Origin of the sequence: Corallococcus sp. CA053C, assembly GCF_003611675.1 — a bacterium.
In the GTDB taxonomy this organism is placed as follows: Bacteria; Myxococcota; Myxococcia; order Myxococcales; family Myxococcaceae; genus Corallococcus.
On sequence record NZ_RAWA01000221.1, the window covers coordinates 1 to 15,685 of the forward strand.

Genomic DNA, 15,685 nt, shown 5'->3' on the forward strand with positions numbered 1-15,685 from the left:
CCCGCCCAGCCCCACGTGATCCGGGCCGCCGTGCCACAGCCGAAGCGGCCCCCGGACAGCGACTCCAGCGCGCGGCCCTGGGCCTCGGAGGACAGCACGCCGCCCTCCTCCCGGAGCGACACGCCCAGCAGCACGCCGGTGAGGCGCTCCGGGTCCACGCCCTCCCGACTGCCCTCCTCCAGCCCCACGTGCACGAAGAGCCGTGGCGGCTGGCCGGGCTCCGGGACGACGTGCAGCGCCACCGCGCGCGCGTTGAGCAGGTCCGCCACCCGGGCGAGGAACGTCTCCGGCGGCGGGGGCACCGGCTGCGCCACGAAGCGCGCCATCTCCGCCACCGCCTCCACCTCCCAGCGGCTGCGCGCACCATCCGCCTGGAGGTGCGAGTCCGCGAGCGCGGCGCCCACCACCTTCGCGAACAGCGTCAGCACCGAGCCGTGCCGGGGCGCCACCCAGGGCCCCGCCACCCACAGCACCTCCGCCTGCGGCCCGCCCACCGGCAGGTACGCGTGCGTGGGCTCCGCCTGGTCCGCGCCGCCGAACACCGGACGCCCGTCCGACAGCGCCTCCAGCGCCAGGTGCGCGTCCGCGGGCGGGGGCACGCCGTCGCGCACCACCAGCCGCGTGCCCTCCCAGCGCAGCAGCCGCGCCCGGAAGCCCGCGCGCTCCAGGCCCGCCAGCGCCACGCGCCGCACCGCCTCCTCCGAGCGCGCCGACACGAGCCCCGCAGAGGTGTCCACCAGCCCCTCCGCCACCGCCAGCTCCAGCGGCCGGTGCGCCTGGAGGAGGCAGTTGAGGAGCAGGCCGTAGCCGCCACCTTCCAGCCGCAGCTCCGTGGCCTGCACGGCCACTTCGCTCATCCGCCCCTGGAGGCTCGTCACCCGGTAGAGCTGCGTGCGCCCGTCCAGCGGTGAGCCCGTGGCCAGCCGTTGGTAGCGCTCCGCCAGCCGGCTGCGCTCCTCCGCCTGCACGAAGTCCAGGAAGGAGTGGCCCTCCACCTCCTCGCGGGACAGGCCCAGGAGCCGCGCGTACGCGTCGTTGGCCACCCAGACGTGGCCGCGACCGTCCAACACCAGCACGGGGTTGGAGAAGGGCTCCACGAGGGCCCGCAGGTCCCGCTGGCTGTAGGTCTTGGGACTCATCCGCGACGCAGCACCCGTTTGTCACCCACCCGGAGCGTCACCTTCTCCCGGTCGAAGTACTCCGACAAGGGGATGATGAACTTGCGGCTCTGGCCCACCAGGTCCTTGAAGCCCTGGGTGGTGATCTCCTTCTGCTCCCGAAGGTAGGCCACCAGCCGCTCGCGCAGGGCCAAAAGCGCGTTCGCGTCGAAGCACAGCTCCTCGCTCACCCGCACGCCCGTCCCCTGTGCCACCAGGACCTTCAACAGCTCCTGGAGCTTCTCCGGGGGCAGCCCCAGCTTGCGCGCCAGCTCGGTGACGGTGGGGGGCGCCAGGCCCGCTGCGGACAGCTCTGCTGCCAGGCGTGTGCGCGCGGCCTCGTCCCCCAGCGTGAGCGTGCGGCCCCGGCCCTTGAGGCGCACCACGTCCTTCTCCGACTCCACCTTCCCCGCATCCACCAGCGCCTGCACCACGCGCTGGAACAGGCGGGCATCCAGCTGCGCGGAGAGCCGCTGGCGGAGCTCCTCGCGCGACAGGCCCTCGCGCATCGGTTCGCGCTCGTGGAACGTGGCGAGCAGCGCGAGCGACCGCTGACGCAGGCCCTCGAACACATCGTGCGAGACATAGAGCCGCTTCTCGCGGTCCACCAGCAGCACCTGGCCCTTCGCGCCCAGCAGCTCCAGCGTGCGCGCCAGCACCTTGGGCCCCAGCCCCGAGCGGCCGAACAGCTCCGTCTGCGTCAGCCCCGCGTAGCCCGCCTGTCGCAGCAGCCACGCGACCTGCCCGGCCGCGTCCGCCTCCAGGAGCGGGCGCACCACCGCGGACGCGCCCCGACGACGGCGCGGCGGGGTGATGGACAGCACGCGCCCTCCCGCCACCGTGGCGCCCCGGCCCGGCAGCGCGCGCGAGCCCCGCAGGATGAAGCGCTGCCCCACGAGCGCGCCCACGGGCGACTGGAGCCGCAGCTGCGCGAGCGCCGTCTCCCCGGGGGCCAGCGTGTCCAGATCCAGCAGCGCCACCGTGGCCTCCACCTGCGCGGTGCCCAGGTGCAGGAGCAGCTTGCGGCGCTTCGCGAGCGGCGCTTCGGCCGCGGGCAGCAGCGTCAGCTCCACGTCCAGCATGGACGTCTCCGGCAGCTCGCCCGCGCGCGTGAGCACCATGCCCCGGTGCACGTCCTCCGTCTCCACGCCCGTCACGTTCACCGCCGCGCGCTGCCCGGCTTCCACGCGCGCCACCGGCTGGCCGTGCACCTGCACGCCCCGGACGCGGAAGGGACCGGACCTGCCTCCCGGCTGCGCGGGCAGGAGCGCCACGGCGTCGTCCGCCGCCAGGGTGCCGGACAGCAGCGTGCCCGTCACCACCGTGCCGAAGCCCTTGATGCTGAAGGCTCGGTCCACCGGCAGGAACGCGGGCCCCTCCGCGGGGCGCTCCGGCAGCGTGGTGCCCGCGCGGGCGAGCGCCATCTTCAAATCTCCCAGGCCGGCGCCCGTCCTCGACGAGACCGGCACCACGGGCGCGCCCTCCAGGAAGGTGCCCGTGGTGAGCGCGGCGAGGTCCGCCTCCACCAGCGCGCGCCAGTCATCGCCCAGCGCTTCGAGCAGGTCCGACTTGGTGAGCGCGACGACGCCGGCCTTCACGCCGAGCAGCCGGCAGATGTCCAGGTGCTCGCGCGTCTGGGGCATGACGCCCTCGTCGGCGGCCACCACCAGCACCGCCAGGTCCACGCCGCCCGCGCCCGCGGCCATGGCCTTCACGAAGCGCTCGTGGCCGGGCACGTCCACCACGCCCGCCACCTGTCCGTCGCCCAGGGACAGGTGGGCGAAGCCCAGCTCCAGCGTGATGCCCCGGCGCTTCTCCTCCGGGAGCCGGTCGGTGTCGATGCCGGTCAGCGCCTTCACCAGGGACGTCTTGCCGTGGTCGATGTGCCCCGCCGTCCCGATGATCATCGCCGCTTCAGCATCCCGGTGCTGCCCGGGAGCCTAGGCCCCGGCCTTGTCGGGATCGTCGTCGAAGTGCGCCTCGGCCATCACGGGCTCGTAGTCCCACGGGAAGACGAAGAGCGCGTCGGTGGACATGCCCGCGTGGTCCGGCGTGAAGCCCTCCGGCCGCGCCACGAGGCACGCCGTCTTGATCTCCTTCGCGCCCATCTTGCGCGCGAGCGCCGTCGCCAGCCCCAGCGTGTCCCCGCTGGACGCGATGTCGTCCACGATGAGCACGCGGCGGCCCTTGAGCTCCGGGGGCATCTCCTCGCTCACCTGCTGCTGGGCGCGGTTCTTCGTGCGCTCCACCTTGTCGCGGCTGCGACGGCTGATGCGCACGGGGAAGAACTCGCAGCCGAGCGCGCCCGCGAGCGCCCCGCCCACGTACACGCCGCCATGGGCCACGCCCACCACGGCCTGCGGCTCCCAGGACTGGCGGATGGTGCGCGCCAGCTTCTGCACGGCACGGTCGAACTCCGCCCACGACAGCTCCACCACCCCGTTGGACTTCTGGCGGGACTGGTCGCGGCCCGTGGGTTGGCGCGGGGCTTCCACCTGGGGCGCGAGCACCAGGTCGTTGGGGATGGAGACGAGCTTCTCCGCGTCCTGCTTCTGGGCGGCGGACGGGATGGGCGACTTCGGGGAAGGGTTGCGCTGGTCCTGGGACTTCGGCCCAGGCGCTGCCCGCTTGGTGGCCACGGCGAGAGCTCCGGGTGAGGTGCGGCGGGCCTGTCATATCCCGGGCTTCACGCCCTCGCCACAATCGCCGCGCCTGCTTCCTCGGAGGGTGTGAAGCAGCGCAACATTCTTTGGCCCCGGAGGATGTCTGTCTTCAGCCAGGACGGCGCTCGGGCACCGTCCCGGCCGGACGGCTTCAGACGCTGCCTTCGGTGAGCATCTGCTGGATTTCCACGCCGGGGATGACATAGCGCGTCGTGCAGAACTGGCACGTCGCCTCCGCCTGGCCTTCCTTGTCCAGCAGGTCCTGCAGCTCCTCGCGGCCCATGGCGAGCAGCGCGAGCTTCACGCGGTCGCGGCTGCACGAACAGGTGAAGCGCAGCGGGTAGCGCGACATCACCTCCAGGTCCGCCTCCGGCACGAGCGAGCGCAGCAGCGTCAGCGCCCCGTCCTGCGCGTGCGCTCGCACCGCCGTCTCGAACTGCGCCCGCAGGCGGGGCCCCAGCGCGCGGAAGGCGTCGCGGTCCCCGTTGGGCAGGGGCTGCACGAGCAGGCCCACGACGGTGGCGAGGGCGTCCGGCTTTCCGTCCACCTCGCCGGGAAGCTGGGTCATGAGCAGGTGGGAGGGCACCTGATCCGACTGGTGGAAGTAGCGCTCCAGGTCCGCCACCAGGTCGAAGTGCTCCAGCTCCACGGACGAGCGGTAGTACTCGCCGCCGCCCTGGTCGCGCAGCACGGAGAGGAAGCCGTGGTTCCCCAGCACGGGGCGCCAGTGGTAGCTGCCTTCGGTCCCCACGTACTCCACCAGCGTGTTCTTCACATAGCCGCGCACGACGCCGTTCGCGTCGCCGTCCACGAAGAGGCCGCGCAGGGGGCCGTCACACTCCAGCTGCAGGTTGATGCGAGAGTCCGTCCCCTTGCGGAGCGCGCCCATGAGGGCCGCGGCGGTGAGGCCCTGGGACAGGAGGGCCGCGGAGGCGGGCATGCTCTGGTGCGCGGCGCGGGCCTGGCGGGACAGGACGCTGGTGGTGGCCAGCATCAGCCGCAGGTCCGACGCCTTCAACAATCCACTGACAAGCTCATCGGGCATAAGGGTGGTTGTTAGCGTGCCCCACCCGGTCGCGCCCGCCAACGGAAGAGGGCCGGGGATGGGCCGCCCGCCCGGCGGCCAGCAGCCGGGACAGGGGGCTGGCATCGCCAGGGCTTATGAGTCGGTGTTCCCCGGCTGGCACGCATGGGTGCGGAAGAAATCCAGCCCGCGCGGCGGAACGGCTATAAACCGCCCCCTGGCCGTCATCACCTGGCCCTGACTTGGGCACGCGCGGGGTTCCACACCCCACCCTTCGCGTGTCCGCGCTGGAGACTCGATGAGCACCCAAGCCACCGCCGAAGCCATCACCGACCGGACGCCCCTGCTGAAGTCGCGGCTGGGTTCGTTCCTCGCCGTGGTGCCCCTGAGCATCTGGGTCATCAACCATCTGTGGGACAACCTGTCCGCCTTCAACGGCGCGGCGGCCTGGCAGGCGTCGGTGACGCAGTACGCGAACCCCTTCGCCCAGGCGTTCACGTTCCTCATCGTGATGCTGCCGCTGCTCATCCACACCGCCTGGGGCGTGGTGCGCATCTTCAGCTTCAAGCCCAACAACAAGGCCTACAACAACTACGGCAACCTGAAGTACCTGGTGCAGCGCGTGGCGGGCCTGGGCGTGCTCGCGTTCCTCGGCGCCCACATCTGGCTGGCCTTCCTGCACCCGCGCCTGATGGAGGGTGGCCCGGAGCCGTTCGCCGACATCGCGCGGGAGATGCACCACCACGGCCCCACGCTGATGGTCTACCTGCTGGGCACGCTGGGCACCGCGTACCACCTGGCCAACGGCCTGCAGACCTTCGCCATGGGCTGGGGCATCTTCGCCAGCGACCGCTCCATGCGCCGCTTCGAGCCGGTCTCCATCGTCATCTTCCTCGTCCTGCTCGCCATGGCCTGGGGCACCATCTACGCCCTCTACACGGCGGGCGCGGCCTTCAGCCCGGAGTCGATGGACGTCGGCTGAAGCAGGCCCGCGGTTCTCCAGCCTCTGAAAACACGACCGGCCGCCCCTGACTTCCAGGAGCGGCCGGTTCGCTTTTCAGGGGGGCGTCAGGCCCAGGACGTCAGAACGGGATGTCTTCGTCCGCGCCGCCAGGGCTGCCACCGCCCATGCCGTCGTCCATGCCCATGGGCGGAGACGGCTGACCGTAGTCGTCCCCGCCGCGCGAGGGCGCGCCGGTGCCCTGGGAACGGCGTCCACCACCACCCCCGGCACTCGCGCCGCCGCTGTAGCCCTCACCGGCGTCACGGCCGCCGAGGAAGGTCACGGAGGTGGCGACGACCTCGGTGGTGTAGTTCTTCTTGTTCTCCTTATCCATCCACTCACGCGTCTGCAGACGACCTTCGACGAAGCACTGCCGTCCCTTCTTGAGGTACTCGCCGCAGAGCTCCGCGAGCTTTCCCCAGACGACGATGCGGTGCCACTCGGTGCGCTCCTGCTTCTGGCCGTTCTTGTCGTTCCAGCTCTCGCTCGTCGCGATGCGGAAGTTCGCCACGGCCTGACCGCCCGGGGTGAAGCGCACCTCGGGGTCCGCGCCGAGATTGCCGATGAGAATGACCTTGTTCACGCCTCCAGCCATGGTTCCTCCCTACCGAGACCTGGCCCACCAAGGGCCAGGTACAACCCGCGGGGACACACGCCCCGACAGGCCCTTCAGCCCATAGCATCCACCACTGACATTCCCCCCGCTAGAAACCGGCCACGGGAGGCGCGGACGGACGCCCGCCTGTCCTCCGGGCGGGAAGGCCCGGATTCCAGGGGGTTGGACGGGAGGGAGGGGACGGCTACCCGCCGGGGCGGCTCTCCGCGGTGGTGGGCGCGCCGGGGCTGGCCGACGCGGGGGCCACCACCTGGACGGGCTGGGACTTCTGGGCGCGCGCTTCCGCGGACTTGGTGGTGAGGGTGGTGTCCAGGCCCTTGGCGAAGCTGACGACCTGGGGGTCGGTGCCCGTGGTGCCCAGCTTGCGCAGCGCCTTCCAGAAGGGGTGCTCCGCGTCGCCGTTCTTCACCAGCCCCAGGGCCAGCAGGGTGGTGGCGGCGTCACGCTCCGCGGGGCTGGAGGTGCGCAGCGTGGTCACCAGCTCCTGGGGCGCCGTGCGGGCCACTTCTCCCAGGCCGCTGGCCATCTCGCCCTGGGCGTCCACGTCCCCGGAGGTGGCGGACGCGCGGCACAGCTCCATCACGCGGGCCATGGCCTCCGTGTTGCCGCCCGCGGCCAGCTCCACCATGGAGGAGACGCCGGGCACGCCCACCGACAGCGTGTGGGCCACCTGGCGCAGCCGTCCGTAGACGTCGTCGCCCGCGGAGTAGCTGTCCAGGAGTGTGCGCGTGCCCAGGTAGTCGTGCGGGTTGGACTGGTAGAGGCTCTCCGCCAGCACGGCGCGCACGGCGGGGTCGCGCTCGCTGCGCCACGCGGTGCGCAGGAAGCCGATGTTGCGTTGGTCGCGCTGCTTGCCCAGCTCCAGGTACGTCTTGATGCGGTTGGCGACGTCGCCGGTGGCGCCCGCGACGGCCTTGGTCCCGTCGGAGAGGGCGGCGACGGCGGTGCCGGGCCCGAGCGTGGAGCCGGTGGCGGCCACCGCCGCGCCCAGGGCGTCCATGCCCGCGACGACGGGGCCCGCGCGGCCCGCGTAGTCGTTGACCATGATGGAGAAGGAGAACTTCTCCCCGCCCGCGGACTGCACGTAGCCGCTGAGCGCGGAGACGCCTTCGAGGGTGCCCGTCTTGGCGCGCAGCCGGCCCACGGCGTCCGTGCCGTCGAAGCGGTACTTGAGCGTGCCGTCCTTGCCGGCGATGCCCAGCGAGGACAGGTACTCCGGGGCCAGCGGGAAGCGCTCGTACATATGGCGCAAGAGGCGGTCCACCTGCGCGGTGGAGAAGCGGTTGGCGTCGTTGAGCCCGCTGCCGTTCTTCATCACGTAGGTGCCGCGCGGGATGGCGACGTCGCGCTCCAGGAACTCCTCCACCACGTCGATGCCCTTGGCGAACGAGCCCGGCGCGCCGCGCAGCTCCGCGCCCATCGTCTTGAGGAGCGTCTCCGCGACGAAGTTGCTGGACAGCTTGTTGAGGCGCTTGAGGACGATGTCGAACGTGTCGGACTGGGACACGTGCACCACGCGGGCGCGCGACGGCGTCAGGCCCTGCTTCACCTTGCCCTTCACCTTCACGCCGCGCGAGACGAGCAGCTGCTTGAGCGTGCCGCCGAAGTACAGGGGCGGGCTGTCGATCTTCTTCCAGACGCTCACCGCGCCGCGCTCGTCGGGCACCTGGCCCTTCACGATGATCTTCTGCCGGTCACCGAACGCGTCGGACTTCACGGACACGCGCCGCGCGCGGCCGGGGCCGCTGGTGACGGTGTTGTCCACGACGAAGAAGTCGCTGGGCGGCTCCATGTCCACCACGGCCTTGCCGCCGGGTCCGGAGCGCACGTAGACGGCCACCGCGTTCCAGTTGAGGCTCACCGCGCCGGTGGGCGCCATGTACGCGCGGTCGGAGTCCTCCTGATCATAGCCGGGCGGGGTGCGCTCGGGGTCGAACCAGGAGTCGTCCACGACGATGTCCTGCACCTCGCGCAGGCCGGCGTGGAGCAGCTCGGACGTGATGCCGTACAGGCGCTCCGTGGTGATGGTGGGGTCGCCCTTGCCGCGCACGTAGAGCGTCTTGACCTTGCCGTCCGCGGGCAGCTCCGGCTCGACGAGGAACTCCGTCTCGTAGCGGTACTCCGGCCCCAGCGAGACGAGCGCGGCGGAGGACGTGACGAGCTTCACGTTGGAGGCGGGGTTGAGCAGTTCGTCCGCGTTGTGGCTGAACACCACCGTGCCGTCGTCCAGGCTCTGCATGTGCACGCCGACGCGGCTGCTCTTGAGCGCGGTGCGCTGCATGACCTGCACGAGCGCGTTCTTCAGCGCCTCGCGTTCAGCCTTTTTGTCAGAGGACGGCGACGCGGCAAGGGTGGCGGACGGAAGCCACAAGGCAATGGCGGTCGCTGCCCAGAAGGGTCTGGCTCGAAAAACCTGCACGCACGCTCCGGGGAAATCGCGTTCCATTATGCGGAAGGGATGAAAGGGGCGGCAAGGGCGGGGGAGAGATGCCGGTGGGCATTGCCCGCCTGCCTGCTTCCTGGAAACAGAGAGGCTGCTGGCGCAGCATGGAGGCTCCGCCTGACATCCACCCGTGACAGACGCCATGCCTCCCCTCCCCTTCCGCGCCGTTCGGGTGCTCTTCGCCGCGCTGGCCCTGATGCTCTACGCCGGCTGCCGCGAAAAAGCGCCTCCTGCCGGCATCACGGTGTTGATGGAGGCCCCACCGGACACGCTGGACGATCGCTTTGCCCTCACGGCCCATGGACAGCGGCTGGCGCAGCTCATCAGCCCGGGGCTGCTCACCTTCAACGACGCCAGCGCACCCGTGCCCCAACTGGCGGAGTCGTTCCACGACGTGTCCCCCACCGTGGTGGAGTTCATCCTGCGCCCGGGACTCACCTTCCATGACGGCACCGCCCTCACCGCCGAGGACGTGAAGGCCACCTACGACAGCCTGAGGGATCCGAAGCTGGGCAGCCCCAAGCGGGAGCGGTACGAGCCGCTGGAGCGGGTGGAGGTGGTGGACGCGCGCACGGTGCGCTTCCACCTGAAGCGCCCCTATGCGCCGCTGCTCGCGGAGCTGTCCGCGGCCATCCTCCCCTCGGAGCGAGCCGGCCCTGAGGGCATCGAGGCCCAGGCGACGCACCCGGTGGGCGCGGGCCCCTTCCGCTTCGAGTCCTGGCCGGACGAGGAGCACCTGACGCTCGTTCCCTTCCCGGGCTGGCACGGCGGGACGCCCGCGCTCTCACGGCTGACGTTCCGCGTGGTGCGGGATGAGACGACGCGGGTGCTGGAGCTGCTCAAGGGCCGGGCGGACCTGGTGGTGAACGCCGTGTCCCCGGCGGTGCTGCCCGCGCTCCGGCAGGCGCCCCACCTGCGCGTGGTGACGAAGCCGGGCACGGGCTTCACCTACGTGGGCCTCAACCTGCGCGAGGGGCCGCTCGCGGACGTGCGCGTGCGCCAGGCGCTGTGCCATCTCATCGACGTGCGCCCGCTGGTGGAGCACAAGCTGCACGGACTGGCCGAGCCCGCCTCCAGCATGCTGCCCCGCGAGCACTGGGCGTTCACGGCCACGCCCGCGTGCGGGTACTCGCCCCAGGAGGCCGCGCGGCTGCTGGACGCGGCGGGGTATCCGGATCCGGATGGGCCTGGAGGCAGGCCGCGCTTGAGCTTCACCTTCAAGACGAGCACGGACCGCTTCCGGCGCGCGGTGGCGCTGGTGCTCAAGGAGCAGCTCGCGCAGGGCGGCGTGGCCGTGGAGGTGCGAGCGCTGGAGTTCGGAACGTTCTTCGAGGACGTGCGCCGGGGCCGCTTCGAGCTGTTCACGTTGAAGTGGGCCGCCGTGATGGAGCCGGACCTGCTGCGCGGCGCGTTCCACTCCGGGAACATCCCCGGGCCGGAGAACCACTGGGGAGGGTTCAACCGGGGCGCTCTGAAGGATCCGGTGCTGGACCGCATCCTGGACGCGGCGACACAGGCGCCTCGCGAGGAGCGGCGGGCGCTGTATGCGCGCGCTCAAGAGGAATTGGATGCGGTGCTGCCGGTGATTCCCCTCTGGCACGAGGCCAGCGTGGCGGTGGTGTCGTCGCGGCTCGCGGACTTCGAGCCCAGCGCGCACGGCCTGCTCACGCCGCTGGCGAAGGCGCGGGAAGTCGGGGGGGCGCCGTGAGGAGCCGCATGGTGTCGGCGCTCATCGCGCTCGTCGGGGCGCTGCTGCTGGTGTCGCTGTTCCTGCACCTCGTGCCCGGAGATCCGGTGGACGTGATGCTGGGCGAGCAGGCGACGCAGGTGGACCGCGCGGCGCTGCGGCGGGCGGTGGGGTTGGATCTGCCGTGGTACGCGCAGCTCTGGACCTTCGCGCGGGACCTGGGCACGGGGGAGCTGCGCACGTCGCTGCCTCCGTTCCAGCGCAAGGTGCTGCCGGCCCTGGGCGCGGCGCTGCCGTACACGCTGCTGCTCACCGTGGCGGCGATGGCGGTGTCGCTGCTGCTGGCACTGCCGCTGGGCGTGATGGCGGCGGCGCGGCGGGGCACTCCGGTGGACGCGGCGGCGATGGGTGTGTCGGTGGCGGGCGTCGCCCTGCCCCGCTTCTGGCTGGGCCCGGTGCTCATCATCGTCTTCGCGCTGAAGCTGGACTGGCTGCCAGTGTCGGGCGCGGAGTCGTGGCGGCACCTCGTGCTGCCCGCGTTCACGCTGGGCACCGCGCTGGCCGCATTCCTCGCCCGGATGACTCGCGCGACGATGTTGGAGGCGCTGCGCGAGGACTACGTCACCGTGGCCCGCGCCAAGGGGCTGTCCCCGCGCGTGGTGCTGTGGAAGCACGCCTTCCGCAACGCGCTGCTGCCGCTGGTGACGGTGCTGGGCCTGGAGTTCGGCGCGCTGCTGGGCGGGGCCATCGTCACGGAGAAGGTGTTCGCGTGGCCGGGCATGGGCACGCTGCTGCTCACCGCCATCGAGAAGCGCGACTACAACACCGTGCGCGCCACGGTGCTGCTCTTCACCTTCTGCTACGTGCTCGTGAACACGCTCACCGACGCGGCCTATGCGTGGGTGGACCCTCGCGTGCGGAGGCGCTCATGAGCGGCGCCGCCCACCGCTTCCGGTTGAACTCCTGGGGTGCCCGATTCGGGCTCGCCGTGGCGTGTGTCTGGGTGTTCACCGCGCTGTTTGCTCCATGGCTCAGTCCGCATTCGCCGGACGCCATCGACCTCACGCACGAACTGGCGCGCCCGGGGCCGGGGCACCTGCTGGGCACGGCGGAGAACGGCATCGACGTGCTCACGCACGTGCTCCACGGCGCGCGCGTGTCGCTGGTGGTGTCCTTCTTCGCCGTCCTGCTGTCGGCCGCGCTGGGCATCACGCTGGGCGGCATCGCGGGGTACGCCGGAGGGCTGGTGGACGAGGCGCTGATGCGGCTGGTGGACGTGCTGCTCGCCTTCCCCGGCATCCTGCTGGCGCTGTTCATCACCGCCGTGCTCGGGCCCAGCCTCAGCAACGTCGTCTTCGCCCTCTCCTTCACCGGCTGGACGGGCTACGCGCGGCTGACGCGCGGACAGGTGCTCACGCTGCGCGAGCGCGACTACGTGCAGGCCGCCCGCGCCCTGGGCAGTGGCCCCGGCCGCATCCTCGTGCGCCACGTGCTGCCCAACGCCGCCGGGCCGCTGCTGGTGCAGGCGACGTTCGCGCTGCCGGGGGCCATCGTCGCGGAGGCGTCCCTGAGCTTCCTGGGGCTGGGCGTCCCCCCGGGCACTCCGTCGTGGGGCGCGCTGGTGGATCAGGGGACCCAATACCTGCTGGTGGCGCCGCACGTGGCCCTCTTCCCCGGCATCGCGCTGGCCCTCACCGTGCTGGGCTTCAACCTGCTGGGCGATGCGCTGCGCGACGCGCTGGATCCTCGCCATGAGGGACGGTGACTTGAAGGCTCCGGGCGTCCCTGGCAGGAAGCCTTCACGGAGGTGATGCGCGATGAAGGCCGTGGTGCAGCGGGTGCTGGAAGCGTCGGTGACGGTGGACGGGAAGCGCGTGAGCGAGATGGGCCCCGGCCTGCTCGTGCTGCTGGGCGTGGGCAAGGGCGACACCGACGCGGACCTCGCGTGGATGGTGGAGAAGCTGGCCACGCTGCGCATCTTCGAGGACGCCGACGGGAAGATGAACCTGTCGCTGGAGGACACCTCCAAGCACCTCATCGTCGTCAGCCAGTTCACCCTCTACGGTGATGCGCGCAAGGGCCGCCGGCCCAGCTTCATCGACGCGATGGAGCCGGTGGCGGCCAAGGCCCTCTACGAGCGCGCGTGCGAAGCGCTGCGCCAGCGCGGCCTCACCGTGGGCACCGGCATCTTCGCGGCGGACATGAAGGTCGCGCTCGTCAACGACGGACCCGTCACCATCTTGCTGGAGAGCCCTCCGAAGCCCGGCGCTCCGGCCTAGCGCACGTCCAGCGTGCGGCGGAAGAACTCCACGCCTTCCATCTTCGTCCGCGCCTGCGACGCCGCGCGCGTCCCAGCGACGCCGTCCTGGCACAGCATGGCGATGACCTCGAAGCCCTTGGGCTGGCACTCGGGCATGAAGGTGAAGTGGCCCGCGCCGTCCAGCACCACCGTCCTCGTGGTCGCTGGAGGCATCAGCCCGGACAGGTGCAGGCCGTGCTGCTGGTGCGGCATCAGCTCGTCCCCCTTCGCGAGGATGAGCCCCACCTCCTGGTGGATGTCCGCCGTGTCCTGGGCTTCGAAGGAGGCGGCCATGCCCGGCGCCATCGCGAAGGCCGACCTCACGCGCGGATCCCGGTACGACGCGCGCGACTCCTTGAAGTCGATGCGGCGGTAGTCCACGTCGCGCAGGCTCTCGCAGCCAATCTCCTCGCGGGTGCCGGGCGTCGTGCAGCGCTTCTCAATCCATTCCAGATTCAGCCGCAGCCCCACCAGCGCCAGCGCCGTGTAGCCGCCCATGGAGTACCCCGACGCGCCGATGCGCTCCGGATCCACGCGCGGGCCCCACGTCGGGTCCTTCAAGAGATTGTCGAGGATGACCGTGAAGTCCTTCGGCCGCTCCCAGGCCCGCGCGAAGCCCAGGGGGCTCGTGTCCTGGTACGTGTTGCCCGGGTGGTTCACGGACAGGACGATGAAGCCGTGCGCCGCGAGGTGCGCGCCGAACCAGGACAGGTCGATGCCCGAGCCCCCGCTGCCGTGTGACAGCAGCACCAGCGGCCAGCGCGCCTTGGCGTCCGACAGCGGCGCGTCCTTCGCGCCGAAGAAGGGCTTGAACACCTCCGAGGGCGCGCGGTTGTCCATCGGCGTGCCGGGCGCCACCGGGTACCAGACGAGCGGCTTCAGCGTGCGGTGGCGGACCGGATCCTCGAAGGTCAGCGACTGCGTGACGCCCACGGCATAGGCCGCGTCCGTCCCGTAGAGCGACGCGAGGTCCGTGCGCGGAGCTTCCACCGGCGGAGCGCTCTCCGCGGCCTTCTTCGAGGAGGCACAGCCTCCGGCCAGCAGGGGTGCAGCGACGAGGAACATCCCCGCCACACGGAGGAGGGATGCGGGGCCGACCTGGGAGGGGCGTCGCGAGAGGCGGAGCATGGGCTGGATCCGTAAAGGGCGTGGACCGCCGGATCATGGCCGGGAAGCGACTTCACGGGAAGACGCGGAAGCATCGGTGACAGTGGGACAGCCCGCGTCAGCCGGTTCCGGCCCTCAGGCATCACCGCCCAGGCCGAAAAATCGGCCTCCGCGCAGCGTGGCGTCCTCGAAGGCCCGTGACGTGAGGCCCGGCCGTCACAACCGGACGCTGGTGCCTCGGGTCACGAGCGCCGCCAGCCCCTGCTTCGTCTGCGCCGCGGTGCGCAGGTGCAGGGTCAGCGCCCCCAGCTCGCGGATCCACGTGGCCGCGTTCGGGCCCAGGCCGGAGAAGAGCACGGAGAGCGGCGGCGGCTGGGCGATCCGGCCCGACCAGTACCCCAACACCTCGTCGCGCTCCGGGAGCACCGGCAGCTTCATGCGCTCCTGCTCCCGCGTGAGCAGCCGCTCCAGCTTGCGCGGCAGGTTCACCTGCCAGTGCACCACCGTGCGCGCCGGCCGCCAGGCCCAGTCCGCGAAGGCGAAGCGCTCTCGGACCGCGTACTCGCCCCGGCCCTGCGTGACGAAGACGCGGTCCGGCGGGAAGTCCGGGAAGGGGTCCCACTGCCCGGCCAGGAGCGACGCCAGCCCCTGCTCGCCCGGGGGCCGCAGGCGGAAAGAGTCCCGCACCGCCCGCGCCGCCTTGGCGTCCCAGTACGGATAGGCCGGGTCCTCCAGCATCAGCGCCAGGTTGAGCGCTTCGTCCCACTCGTCCGCGTAGCCACCGTGCGCCCCACCCACCTCCCAGCCACCGGGCGCCTCGCGCCAGGGCTGGAACACGAGCCGGTCCACCAGGTCCATCCACCCGTCCGAGTCCACCGACCCCACGCCCCCCGGCAGCGCCGACATGGCCAGCCGCTGGCAGAGGGTGAAGGACTGCGGGTCTCCCAGGTGGTTCGACAGCACCTCCAGCGCGCCGGAGGCATCCCCCATGGCGCGCGCGAAGAAGGGCAGCACCAGCTCATGGAAGAAGCGGTCGTTGATGGGACGCAGAACGACGTCCATGGGGGCGCCCTTCCGGTGCGGCCGTCAGGGCCGCGCGTCTTCCTGGACGATGAGGGAGTGGATGTCCGACGACGTCGGGGCCTCCAGGATGGCCGCCCGGAAGCGCGGGTTCTTGAACAGGCGCGAGATGCGCGCCAGCGCCTTCAGGTGCACGCCCGCGCTGTTCTCCGGCGCCACCAGGGCGAAGAACAGGTGCGTGGGCTTGCCGTCGATGGCCTCGAAGTCCACCCCCGCGCGCGACACGCAGAAGGCCGCCTGGAGGCTGTCCATGCCCGCCAGCTTGCCGTGGGGGATGGCCACACCCTCGCCAATGCCGGTGCTGCCCAGCTTCTCGCGCTCCTGGAGCACCGCCACCAGCCGATCCTCGCGCAGACTGGGATGCGCCCGCGCCAGCGTGGCACTCAGCTCGCGCAGCACTTCCGCCTTCGTGCGGGCCTGCATGTCCGCGACGACTGCTTGGGGGCTGAGGAAATCGGCGATTCTCAATGGCGCTCCCGCACTGGCGCTCCGGGCCGGCAATGATTCCTCGGCCGGCAATTACTCCTCGCACTGGATTCGCGCAAGGGTCGCCTGGGTGGTGCAAGGCGCTTCGCTCACTGCGCGTCAGCCCCCGGGTCCCCCTCC

General features: G+C 71.6%; 14 protein-coding genes. 5 read left to right on the plus strand and 9 right to left on the minus strand.

Features of this window, described 5'->3' with window-relative positions:
* From D7V97_RS25885 to D7V97_RS25900, 4 genes are all read right to left on the minus strand, one after another.
* Window positions 1-1,139, minus strand: a 1,139-nt coding sequence (locus D7V97_RS25885; RefSeq protein ID WP_120613311.1) for a PAS domain-containing protein, incomplete at its 3' end; no start/stop codon positions are given.
* Entirely contained in the window at window positions 1,136-3,064 is a 1,929-nt protein-coding gene (gene selB, locus D7V97_RS25890; protein WP_120613312.1) for a selenocysteine-specific translation elongation factor, read from the minus strand. The genes selB and D7V97_RS25885, both read right to left, overlap by 4 nt.
* 33 nt (window positions 3,065-3,097) lie before the next feature.
* Complete coding sequence (locus D7V97_RS25895) at window positions 3,098-3,796, minus strand: phosphoribosyltransferase (RefSeq protein WP_120613313.1); 699 nt, start codon at window positions 3,794-3,796, stop codon at window positions 3,098-3,100.
* Between the two features lie 175 nt (window positions 3,797-3,971).
* Window positions 3,972-4,865: an Hsp33 family molecular chaperone HslO gene (locus tag D7V97_RS25900; protein WP_120613314.1), complete on the minus strand. Its 894-nt coding sequence runs from the start codon at window positions 4,863-4,865 to the stop codon at window positions 3,972-3,974.
* A gap of 277 nt (window positions 4,866-5,142) precedes the next feature.
* On the opposite strand from D7V97_RS25900, the gene D7V97_RS25905 reads away from it, so the two are divergent.
* On the plus strand, window positions 5,143-5,826 hold the full coding sequence (locus tag D7V97_RS25905) for a succinate dehydrogenase (RefSeq protein WP_120613315.1): 684 nt from the start codon (window positions 5,143-5,145) through the stop codon (window positions 5,824-5,826).
* A 100-nt stretch (window positions 5,827-5,926) separates the two neighbouring features.
* On the opposite strand, the gene D7V97_RS25910 is transcribed toward D7V97_RS25905, so the two are convergent.
* Both D7V97_RS25910 and dacB read right to left on the minus strand, forming a co-directional pair.
* Window positions 5,927-6,442: a single-stranded DNA-binding protein gene (locus tag D7V97_RS25910; RefSeq protein ID WP_120613316.1), complete on the minus strand. Its 516-nt coding sequence runs from the start codon at window positions 6,440-6,442 to the stop codon at window positions 5,927-5,929.
* A 205-nt stretch (window positions 6,443-6,647) separates the two neighbouring features.
* Complete coding sequence (gene dacB / locus D7V97_RS25915; RefSeq protein WP_120613317.1) at window positions 6,648-8,882, minus strand: D-alanyl-D-alanine carboxypeptidase/D-alanyl-D-alanine-endopeptidase; 2,235 nt, start codon at window positions 8,880-8,882, stop codon at window positions 6,648-6,650.
* Window positions 8,883-9,048: 166 nt separating this feature from the next.
* Between dacB and D7V97_RS25920 the strand changes: the two genes are divergently transcribed.
* Genes D7V97_RS25920 through dtd form a run of 4 tightly spaced genes read left to right on the plus strand, consistent with a single transcriptional unit; the run spans window position 9,049 to window position 12,872 of the window.
* A complete protein-coding gene (locus D7V97_RS25920) occupies window positions 9,049-10,614 on the plus strand; it encodes an ABC transporter substrate-binding protein (RefSeq protein WP_233583207.1) in 1,566 nt (521 codons plus the stop codon).
* 8 nt (window positions 10,615-10,622) lie between these two features.
* Window positions 10,623-11,525 carry an ABC transporter permease gene (locus D7V97_RS46655; protein ID WP_120613318.1) on the plus strand — a complete coding sequence of 301 codons (903 nt, stop codon included), beginning with the start codon at window positions 10,623-10,625 and terminating at the stop codon, window positions 11,523-11,525.
* Entirely contained in the window at window positions 11,522-12,358 is an 837-nt protein-coding gene (locus D7V97_RS25930) for an ABC transporter permease (RefSeq protein ID WP_120613319.1), read from the plus strand. Before D7V97_RS46655 ends, D7V97_RS25930 begins: the two co-directional genes overlap by 4 nt.
* Before the next feature lie 52 nt (window positions 12,359-12,410).
* Window positions 12,411-12,872: a D-aminoacyl-tRNA deacylase gene (dtd, locus tag D7V97_RS25935; RefSeq protein WP_120613320.1), complete on the plus strand. Its 462-nt coding sequence runs from the start codon at window positions 12,411-12,413 to the stop codon at window positions 12,870-12,872.
* On the opposite strand, the gene D7V97_RS25940 is transcribed toward dtd, so the two are convergent.
* The 3 genes from D7V97_RS25940 to D7V97_RS25950 all read right to left on the minus strand — a co-directional run bounded on the left by D7V97_RS25940 (window position 12,869) and on the right by D7V97_RS25950 (window position 15,547).
* Window positions 12,869-14,020, minus strand: a complete 1,152-nt coding sequence (locus tag D7V97_RS25940) for a hypothetical protein (protein ID WP_120613321.1) — start codon at window positions 14,018-14,020, stop codon at window positions 12,869-12,871. The two genes, dtd and D7V97_RS25940, sit on opposite strands and share 4 nt — an antisense overlap.
* Before the next feature lie 195 nt (window positions 14,021-14,215).
* Window positions 14,216-15,061: a hypothetical protein gene (locus D7V97_RS25945; protein ID WP_120613322.1), complete on the minus strand. Its 846-nt coding sequence runs from the start codon at window positions 15,059-15,061 to the stop codon at window positions 14,216-14,218.
* A gap of 24 nt (window positions 15,062-15,085) precedes the next feature.
* Complete coding sequence (locus D7V97_RS25950; RefSeq protein WP_120613323.1) at window positions 15,086-15,547, minus strand: PTS sugar transporter subunit IIA; 462 nt, start codon at window positions 15,545-15,547, stop codon at window positions 15,086-15,088.
* Between the last annotated feature and the right edge of the window lie 138 nt (window positions 15,548-15,685).

Excerpts from the sequence above, each read along its gene's own strand:
- D7V97_RS25945 (WP_120613322.1), bottom strand. The coding sequence starts at position 15,061 with ATGGACGTCGTTCTGCGTCCCATCAACGACCGCTTCTTCCATGAGCTG.
- D7V97_RS46655 (WP_120613318.1), top strand. The coding sequence starts at position 10,623 with ATGGTGTCGGCGCTCATCGCGCTCGTCGGGGCGCTGCTGCTGGTGTCG.
- selB (WP_120613312.1), bottom strand. The coding sequence starts at position 3,064 with ATGATCATCGGGACGGCGGGGCACATCGACCACGGCAAGACGTCCCTG.
- D7V97_RS25920 (WP_233583207.1), top strand. The coding sequence starts at position 9,049 with ATGCCTCCCCTCCCCTTCCGCGCCGTTCGGGTGCTCTTCGCCGCGCTG.
- D7V97_RS25930 (WP_120613319.1), top strand. The coding sequence starts at position 11,522 with ATGAGCGGCGCCGCCCACCGCTTCCGGTTGAACTCCTGGGGTGCCCGA.
- D7V97_RS25910 (WP_120613316.1), bottom strand. The coding sequence starts at position 6,442 with ATGGCTGGAGGCGTGAACAAGGTCATTCTCATCGGCAATCTCGGCGCG.
- dtd (WP_120613320.1), top strand. The coding sequence starts at position 12,411 with ATGAAGGCCGTGGTGCAGCGGGTGCTGGAAGCGTCGGTGACGGTGGAC.
- D7V97_RS25900 (WP_120613314.1), bottom strand. The coding sequence starts at position 4,865 with ATGCCCGATGAGCTTGTCAGTGGATTGTTGAAGGCGTCGGACCTGCGG.
- D7V97_RS25905 (WP_120613315.1), top strand. The coding sequence starts at position 5,143 with ATGAGCACCCAAGCCACCGCCGAAGCCATCACCGACCGGACGCCCCTG.
- D7V97_RS25940 (WP_120613321.1), bottom strand. The coding sequence starts at position 14,020 with ATGCTCCGCCTCTCGCGACGCCCCTCCCAGGTCGGCCCCGCATCCCTC.